8 protein-coding genes are annotated in these 8,844 nt (G+C 58.6%); 7 read left to right on the top strand and 1 reads right to left on the bottom strand.

Annotated elements, in window-relative coordinates; genetic code table 11:
* Positions 1-722: 722 nt before the first annotated feature.
* Entirely contained in the window at positions 723-926 is a 204-nt protein-coding gene (locus tag AC2FND_RS18790) for a hypothetical protein (RefSeq protein WP_209504584.1), read from the top strand.
* A gap of 116 nt (positions 927-1,042) precedes the next feature.
* Positions 1,043-3,088: an ATP-binding protein gene (locus AC2FND_RS18785; protein WP_496771265.1), complete on the top strand. Its 2,046-nt coding sequence runs from the start codon at positions 1,043-1,045 to the stop codon at positions 3,086-3,088.
* A gap of 77 nt (positions 3,089-3,165) precedes the next feature.
* Here the strand turns inward: AC2FND_RS18785 and AC2FND_RS18780 are convergent, their stop codons facing one another.
* Positions 3,166-3,612, bottom strand: coding sequence for a DUF4174 domain-containing protein (locus AC2FND_RS18780; protein WP_496771264.1), 447 nt, complete (start codon positions 3,610-3,612; stop codon positions 3,166-3,168).
* Between the two features lie 168 nt (positions 3,613-3,780).
* Here AC2FND_RS18780 and scpA point away from each other — a divergent pair, with 168 nt between their 5' ends.
* The 5 genes from scpA (at position 3,781) to AC2FND_RS18755 (ending at position 8,830) form a co-directional block, all read left to right on the top strand.
* Positions 3,781-5,907 carry a methylmalonyl-CoA mutase gene (gene scpA, locus AC2FND_RS18775; protein WP_496771263.1) on the top strand — a complete coding sequence of 709 codons (2,127 nt, stop codon included), beginning with the start codon at positions 3,781-3,783 and terminating at the stop codon, positions 5,905-5,907.
* A gap of 103 nt (positions 5,908-6,010) precedes the next feature.
* Positions 6,011-6,613 carry a VOC family protein gene (locus tag AC2FND_RS18770; protein WP_496771262.1) on the top strand — a complete coding sequence of 201 codons (603 nt, stop codon included), beginning with the start codon at positions 6,011-6,013 and terminating at the stop codon, positions 6,611-6,613.
* Positions 6,610-7,098: a GNAT family N-acetyltransferase gene (locus AC2FND_RS18765; RefSeq protein ID WP_209504579.1), complete on the top strand. Its 489-nt coding sequence runs from the start codon at positions 6,610-6,612 to the stop codon at positions 7,096-7,098. Before AC2FND_RS18770 ends, AC2FND_RS18765 begins: the two co-directional genes overlap by 4 nt.
* A gap of 45 nt (positions 7,099-7,143) precedes the next feature.
* Positions 7,144-7,824 (top strand): molecular chaperone DjiA, encoded by a 681-nt coding sequence (locus AC2FND_RS18760; RefSeq protein ID WP_209597848.1) that lies wholly within the window; start codon positions 7,144-7,146, stop codon positions 7,822-7,824.
* A 4-nt stretch (positions 7,825-7,828) separates the two neighbouring features.
* Complete coding sequence (locus AC2FND_RS18755; RefSeq protein WP_496771266.1) at positions 7,829-8,830, top strand: endonuclease/exonuclease/phosphatase family protein; 1,002 nt, start codon at positions 7,829-7,831, stop codon at positions 8,828-8,830.
* Positions 8,831-8,844 lie beyond the last annotated feature (14 nt).

The following is an 8,844-nucleotide window of genomic DNA, read 5'->3' as shown; positions in this document are numbered from 1 at the left end:
GACAGCAAACGTGCCGGTCACACTGAGCGCAGAGGCAGCGAGCAGGAGTGCCTTTTTTCTAGTCATAGTCATGTGGGTGTTCCTTTGAGTGCGAGTGTGCCCAGGGACCGTTTCACGCAGCAGAAATCTTTGGAAATCACGAGAAAGAGAATAGAACTATCTGATTTCTCAAGAAAATGTGCCTTTTTCGACTTCTTGAATCACAGCGTCTTGAACCTGTCATCTAACGCGCTGCTGCGCCGTAATTCCTTCGCCGGTGGAGTGGCGGCGATTCGTGATGCTGCAACCGCAGAAAACATCGGAAGCGGCCCGTTTTGTAACGAAACTGTGACGGTGAACGGGGCTTTCGCGCTGGTAATTCACTTGAATGCTGTCGGCACGAAGTTGCGCGCCTTTTTGCGGCTTGGGCAGAAACCAGCCGAGTTGTCCCCGGGAAACAATACTGTGATTGCCCAACGGATTGTGCCGTGCAAACTGAATGGGCCGTGCGGCTCTACTTTGCCTGCGCCGCACATGCACCTACTATTCCGTACCCCTTCCTTGCGCGGGCAGGCTTGTGTTCCCCACATAGACCTGTCCGCGTTTTTCTTTTTGGCTCCAACGGCCAAAGAGAAGCGAAAACCTGCACAAAACCTGCCTGCAGCTGCATTGATATTGAATAACAGGCCCCATTTCGCGCATCTGATCCCAAACGAACCAAGAAACCTAAAAGGGCAGACACAATGCGATTCTCGAAGCTCATCCTTGTTGCGGCGACCTGTGCGGGTCTGGCCGCGTGCGGTGACACCACGGGCGAACAGGCACTCCTCGGCGGTGGTGCCGGGGCTGTGGGGGCCGCGGTCCTCAATGCCGACCCGCTGTTTGGCGCGGCCGTCGGTGCAGCGGGCAACGTGCTGTACTGCAAGACGCAGAACAACTGTAACTAACGCATATCCTTCGGGGCGCCTGGCGCCTCAGCCATCATTGCGCATCACGCCGTCGTGGGGATCGTACCCTGCGGCGGCGTTTTGCGTTTCCGGAACACCAAGCCAAAGGACGTTTCATGTTCAATAAGATCCTGATCGCCAACCGGGGCGAGATCGCCTGCCGGGTCATCAAGACCGCCCGCAAGATGGGTATCGGCACCGTTGCCATTTATTCGGACGCGGACAAGAACGCGCTGCATGTGTCGATGGCCGACGAAGCCGTGCATATCGGTCCGCCCCCGGCGAACCAGTCCTACATTGTGATCGACAAGGTCATGGATGCCATCCGTAAAAGCGGCGCGCAGGCGGTTCATCCCGGCTATGGCTTCCTGTCGGAGAACTCGAAGTTCGCCGAAGCGCTCGAGGCCGAAGGTGTTGCCTTTGTTGGGCCCCCTGTCGGTGCAATCGAAAGCATGGGCGACAAGATTACTTCGAAGAAGATCGCACAGGAGGCCGGAGTTTCGACGGTTCCGGGTTACATGGGGCTGATCGAAGACGCGGACGAGGCGGTCAGAATCTCGAACGACATCGGTTATCCGGTCATGATCAAAGCCAGCGCCGGTGGCGGTGGCAAGGGCATGCGCATCGCGTGGAGCGATGAAGAGGCGCGCGAAGGCTTTCAGTCGTCCAAGAACGAAGCCGCAAACTCGTTCGGAGATGACCGGATATTCATCGAAAAATTCGTAACTCAGCCGCGCCATATCGAAATTCAGGTTCTGTGCGACAGTCACGGAAATGGCATCTACCTGGGCGAGCGTGAATGCTCGATCCAGCGCCGGAACCAGAAAGTGGTGGAAGAGGCACCGTCGCCCTTCCTTGATCCCGAAACCCGCAAGGCGATGGGTGAACAGGCTGTCGCTCTGGCCAAGGCCGTGAACTACGCAAGTGCAGGTACGGTCGAGTTCATTGTGGACGGAGACAAGAACTTCTATTTCCTCGAAATGAACACGCGCCTGCAGGTGGAACACCCTGTCACGGAACTGATCACCGGCGTCGATCTGGTCGAGCAGATGATCCGTGTCGCAGCGGGTGAAAAGCTATCGATAACGCAGGATGACGTGACCCTGACCGGCTGGGCGATTGAAAACCGTCTGTATGCGGAAGACCCGTATCGCAACTTCCTGCCGTCGATCGGTCGTCTGACCCGGTATCGCCCGCCGCAGGAAACCGCGGCCGGTCCGTTGCTGGTCAACGGTAAATGGCAGGGTGAAGCCCCCGAAGGCGAAACCGCCGTACGTAACGATACCGGCGTCTACGAGGGCGGCGAGATCAGTATGTATTACGACCCGATGATCGCCAAGCTCTGCACTTGGGCCCCGACCCGCGAAAAAGCAATCGAAGCGATGCGCGTGGCGTTGGACAGTTTCGAAGTGGAAGGCATCGGTCACAACCTGCCGTTCCTGTCGGCAGTGATGGATCACCCGAAGTTTGTCAGCGGTGACATGACAACGGCCTTTATCGCTGAAGAATATCCAGACGGGTTCGAGGGCGTAACGTTGCCCGAAGTGGATCTGCGCCGGATTGCTGCATCCTGCGCCGCGATGCACCGCGTCGCCGAAATCCGGCGCACCCGCGTGTCGGGCCGGATGGACAATCACGAACGCAAAGTAGGCAAGCGCTGGGTTGTGACATTGCAGGGGCAGGATTTCGCCGTGCAGGTCAATGCCGACAAAGAAGGGTCAACGGTCAAGTTTGACGACGGATCGTCCCTGCGTGTCGCGTCGGACTGGACGCCGGGCGATCAACTTGCGGTTCTGGACGTGGATGGCAGCCCGCTGGTTCTGAAAATCGGCAAGATCTCGGGCGGTTTCCGCGTTCGCAATCGCGGCGCGGACTTGAAAGTGCATGTACGCCGTCCGCGTCAGGCGGAACTGGCCAAGCTGATGCCGGAAAAACTGCCACCAGATACCTCGAAAATGCTGCTCTGTCCGATGCCCGGCCTTGTCGTGAAGATTGACGTCGAAGTGGGGCAGGAAGTGCAGGAAGGTCAGGCGCTATGCACAATTGAGGCGATGAAGATGGAAAACATCCTGCGCGCTGAAAAGAGGGGCGTGGTCGCCAAGGTCAATGCAGGTCCCGGTGACAGCCTTGCTGTGGACGACGTGATCATCGAGTTCGAGTGACCTATGTTGGCGCTTTCGACATACAACCCAAAGTTCCCGGCGCATCGCACCGGGGCCTTAGGGCATGGCGAAAGCGTTCAGCCCCCTTCGCGCCGGTCGCGGATCTCGCGTTCGCGCAGGGGGGTCTTGTCGATAGACCTTCCAATCTCACGCACGCTCCACGGGCTGGGTTTGCGCAATTTGACCACGCCGTCCTTGTCGACGAACACCATCTGGAATCCACGCGGCCGCAGCTTGGTCCGGATCGGAGACCGGGCAGACGGGTCCGTGTCTGTCAGCACGATGACATCACGGTCGCGCATGGCTGCTTCTTCTGCGACAAGCATATCGATCTGCTGCTGGAACCGCGGATCGGCGGGCGTGTCAGCGAAAACTACGATGGGGCGTTTTACCCATAAAAACTCGCTGAGTTCACTTTCACCCACCGGGCGGACAAAACTGTCATCAGACGGCGCGGTTCCGTCTGCCGCCAGGGCAGCCAGAGGGATTAGTGCCGAGAAAACAAAGGCAAGCGTGCGTTTCATGTGGCCTCCTGTTCTATCGAATATAGCCCCTGTGCCCGCGATTGCGACCGGCGATTTGCGCCGGGTGACCACATTTTCGCGCTTGCGCCTGAATGACCAGGCCAAGTGCAGGACCTTGGCGCGGGCGCTTTCAGCGGCCGCCATCCGTATTGACGAGAGGAAATCGAAATGACCGACAGGAAGGACTGGAAAGCGCTTGCCGAGAAAGAGCTGCGCGGACGTCCGTTGGACGACCTGACCAAGGAAACGCTGGAAGGCATCGCGGTCAAACCGCTTTATACCCAAGAAGACACCGCCGATCTGCCGCATATGGGGTCGTTGCCGGGCTTTGGCCCGTTTACTCGCGGTGTTAAGGCCACGATGTATGCCGGGCGTCCATGGACGATCCGCCAATATGCGGGTTTCTCAACCGCCGAGGAGTCGAACGCGTTCTACCGGCGCAATCTGGCGGCGGGCCAGCAGGGCGTTTCGGTTGCCTTCGATCTGGCGACACATCGCGGCTATGACAGTGATCACCCACGCGTTGTTGGCGATGTCGGTAAGGCAGGCGTTGCCATCGACAGCGTCGAGGATATGAAAATCCTGTTCGACGGCATCCCACTGGACAAGGTCTCGGTCTCGATGACCATGAACGGCGCGGTTGTTCCGATCCTGGCCAGTTTTATTGTTGCGGGTGAAGAACAGGGTCACGACAAATCTGTCCTGTCCGGCACCATTCAGAACGACATTCTGAAAGAATTCATGGTGCGCAACACCTATATCTACCCGCCCGAACCGTCGATGAAGATCATCTCGGACATCATCGAATACACGTCGAACGAGATGCCCAAGTTCAACTCGATCTCGATCTCGGGCTATCACATGCAAGAGGCCGGGGCGAACCTTGTACAAGAACTGGCCTATACGCTGGCTGATGGGCGTGAATACGTCCGTGCCGCGACTGAGGCCGGGATGGACGTGGACAAGTTCGCTGGTCGTTTGTCTTTCTTCTTTGCCATCGGCATGAATTTCTTCATGGAGATCGCCAAATTGCGCGCCGCGCGCACGCTGTGGCACCGGGTCATGACCGAGTTCGGCGCGAAATCCGAACGGTCAAAAATGCTGCGCACCCATTGCCAGACTTCCGGTGTATCGCTTCAGGAACAAGACCCTTACAACAATGTCATCCGCACCGCCTATGAAGCGATGAGTGCAGTTCTTGGGGGCACCCAGTCCCTGCATACCAATGCTCTGGACGAGGCAATTGCGCTGCCCACCGATTTCTCGGCCCGCATCGCGCGGAACACGCAGCTCGTGCTTCAGGAAGAAACCGGTGTAACTGATGTGGTCGATCCGCTGGCCGGTTCCTACTATGTCGAAAGCCTGACCAATGAACTGGTCGAAAAAGCCTGGGCCCTGATGCAAGAGGTCGAGGAGATGGGTGGCATGACCAAGGCGGTTGCCTCGGGCATGCCCAAGCTGCGGATCGAGGAAAGCGCGGCCCGTCGTCAGGCCATGATTGACCGGGGCGACGAAGTGATTGTTGGCGTCAACAAGTACCGCAAGGAACAGGAAGACCCGATCGACATTCTGGATGTCGACAACGTCGCCGTACGCGAGGCGCAGGTGGCGCGGCTGGAACGCATTCGCGCAACCCGTGATGAAGCCGCGTGCCAAGCCGCGCTGGACGCCCTGACCAAGACCGCCCAGGAGGGCGGAAACCTGCTGGCCGCTGCGGTCGAAGCCGCCCGCGCCCGTGCATCCGTAGGAGAGATCAGCATGGCAATGGAGAAAGAATTCGGTCGCCACCGCGCCGAGGTGAAAACCCTGGCCGGTGTCTATGGTGCTGCTTATGAGGGCGACGAAGGCTTTGCCGCGATCCAGAAATCCATCGAGGACTTTGCCGAGGCCGAAGGCCGCCGCCCCCGTCTGCTGGTGGTCAAGATGGGGCAGGACGGGCATGATCGCGGTGCCAAGGTTATCGCCACAGCCTTTGCCGATATCGGTTTTGATGTTGACGTTGGCCCGCTGTTCCAGACACCTGCTGAGGCCGCGCAGGACGCGGTGGACAATGACGTTCACGTGGTCGGCATTTCCTCGCAGGCGGCGGGGCATAAAACGCTGGCACCGCAGCTGGTGGAAGAGCTGAAGAAAGCAGGGGCCGACGATATCATTGTGATCTGTGGCGGGGTGATCCCGCAGCAGGATTACCAGTTCCTGTATGACCACGGGGTTAAGGCCATCTTTGGTCCGGGCACCAACATTCCCGAGGCCGCTCAGGACATTCTGCGCCTGATCCGCGAAGCGCGGCCCTGACATAAGGCAAGACTTTCAACGAAAGCTCTTGTGATCCTGCGCCAATGGCGAAAACATGCGACCGGATCCCTTTGGGTCCGGTCGTTTTCGCAGGAGGGTGCACATGTTACTCGATCATCTGGCCGTCGCGGGCGAAACGCTTGAAGAAGCGTCTGCGCATATCGAACAGGCGCTTGGTGTTGCACTGCAACCCGGTGGGAAACACGAAAAATTCGGGACACATAACAGACTGCTGGGGCTCAGGGATGGGCTCTATCTGGAAGCGATTGCCATCGATCCGCAGGCGCACCCTCCGGGCAGGCCGCGATGGTTCGATCTGGACAATTTTCAGGGCGGACCGCGTTTGACGAACTGGATATGCCGGGTCGAGGATATCGTGGCCACACTGTCGATCTTCCCCGATGGCACCGGAGAGCCCATCGATCTGACCCGCGGCGCGTTGCAATGGCGTATGGCGGTTCCGCCAACGGGGCGTTTGCCGTTTGACAATCTGTTTCCCGCCCTTATCGAATGGCAGGGCGACCTGCACCCGGCAAACATGTTGCAGGACAGCGCGTGCCGGTTGCGGCGTCTGGTTGTCTACCACCCCGACGCCCTGACACTAGCCCGTCAACTGGGTGAGCTGGATCATGTGGTGTTCGATACCGGCCCCGCGGCTTTGCAGGCAGAGATCGAGACACCTCATGGGCTTCGGGTGCTGGAATGAACATACGCCCGGCCACAGTGTCAGATGCACCCGCCATTGCCCGGATCACCAATGCGATCATCCGGGACACTTTGGTCACTTTCACGACGGACGAACGCAGCGCCGCCCAGATTGCCGAAGATATCAAGGCACGCGTGCCTGGTTATCTGGTTGCCGAGCACGACAGCCACGTTATCGGCTTTGCCACATATGGCCCTTTCCGAACCGGGCCCGGTTATGCGCAAACATGCGAACATACGATCCAGCTGTTACCGGACGCGCGCGGCAGAGGGGTGGGGCGTGCGTTGATGTCCGCGCTTCAGGATATTGCGCAAGCCCAAGGCGTTCATGTTCTGGTCGCGGGCATATCCTCGGCCAATCCGGGGGCCGAGGCGTTTCATGCCGCACTTGGCTATTCGAAAGTCGGGCTGATGCCCGAAGTCGGCTTCAAATTCGGTCAGCGGCTGGACCTTGTGCTGATGCAGAAAATTCTTGGTGCTGAATGACCTGTTGGACCTGACAGTCCTGAATTGTGACGCTAGGGTGCGGTCATGTCGATCTGGACCCGCATATCCGATGCGCTGAGCGCGCTTGCCCAGGGCGAAAGCCTGACCGCAGTTTTTGAAAAACTACGCTCGCCACCGGAACGGTCCGTGGCCTTTACGATTGCGGTCATCGCACTGGGTGCCAAAATGGCCAAGGCAGACGGTCAGGTGACCCGTGATGAGGTCACCGCTTTTCGCGACGTGTTTCAGATCGCACGCGAAGATGAGGAAGGTGCAGCCCGCGTCTTCAACATGGCCCGTACGGACGTGGCGGGATATCAGGACTACGCCCGCAAAATCGCACGCATGTTCTCGGAAGACAGCACAACCCTGTGTGACCTGATGGAAGGGCTTTTTCACATTGCGATGGCGGACGGTTTCTATCATCCGAACGAAAACGCATTTCTCGAAGATGTCAGCCAAATCTTCGGACAAACCGACGCGCAGTTCAAAGCACTGCGGGCGCGCTTTGTCCCGGATGCGCCAAACGATCCATACACGGTACTGGGCGTTCCACATGACATGCCGCTGCCCGATATTCGCAAGGTCTGGCGGCAACTGGTTCGGGAAACGCACCCCGACGCCATGATGGCACGGGGTGTCCCCGAAGAGGCGATCCGCCTGGCCGAGAAAAAGATGATCGATATCAATCGCGCCTGGGATGAAATCAACGGCGCGCGGGCCTGATCAGATGCGGCTGGCGACCTATAATATAGAATGGTTCGCCAATCTGTTCGACCAGAAAGACAGGCTGATCGTCGATGACAGCTGGTCCGGCAGGCACAACGTCACCAAAGCGCAGCAGGTCGAAGCGATTGCCAAGGTTCTGACCGCAATTGACGCTGATGCGATTCTGATTGTCGAGGCGCCCAACACCGGCAGACACCAGAACACGGTTCGGGCCCTGCAAGCCTTTTCCGAAGCGTTCGACTTGCGCACGTCTGATGCGGTGATGGGCTATGCAAACGACACACATCAGGAACTGGCATTACTCTATGACAGAACGGTGCTGAGTGTTCGCCATGACCCCAAGGGAGATATTGCAGATACCTCAGCCCCCCGGTTCGATGGCGTGTTTAAAATCGACCTCGACATTGATGCGACCGAGGATGTCGTGCGGTTCTCCAAACCGCCGATGGAACTGGCGGTGACGACGAAAGCGGGGCACAAAATTCGCCTGATCGGGGCACATCTGAAATCCAAGGCGCCGCACGGTGCCGAATCGCGGGACGAGGCGATCCGGATCTCGATTGCCAATCGCCGCAAACAGCTGGCGCAAGCGATCTGGCTTGCACGGCGCGTCGAATGGCATGTCGCGCAAAAACAGCCCGTCATCTTGCTGGGGGATCTGAATGATGGCCCCGGGTTGGATGAGTTTGAACACCTCTTTGGCCGCTCGTCGGTCGAGGTGTTGCTGCAAGCCGGATTGTTCGATCCGAACGCCGTCACAGCCTATAGGTTTCGGCCCGGGCCGGTGCCTGCCACTGCGCGCTTTGCCCGTCCGGAGGAAGGCAAATTTCTGGACGCTTTGCTGGATTACATAATGATTACCACGGACCTGCAAGCAAATCGCCCGTCCTGGCGTATCTGGCACCCGTTTCAGGATGCCGCCTGTTGGGCTGAACCGGAATTGCGACAGGCGCTTTTGACGGCCTCCGATCATTTTCCAGTCACGCTGGATATTGAACTGTGACCTTTCCAGCCTGC

The sequence above is a fragment of the Ruegeria sp. BHSB056 genome, assembly GCF_059613305.1.
Note: the sequence above shows the minus strand (reverse complement) of the source record. Positions and strands in the feature narration are given on the sequence as shown.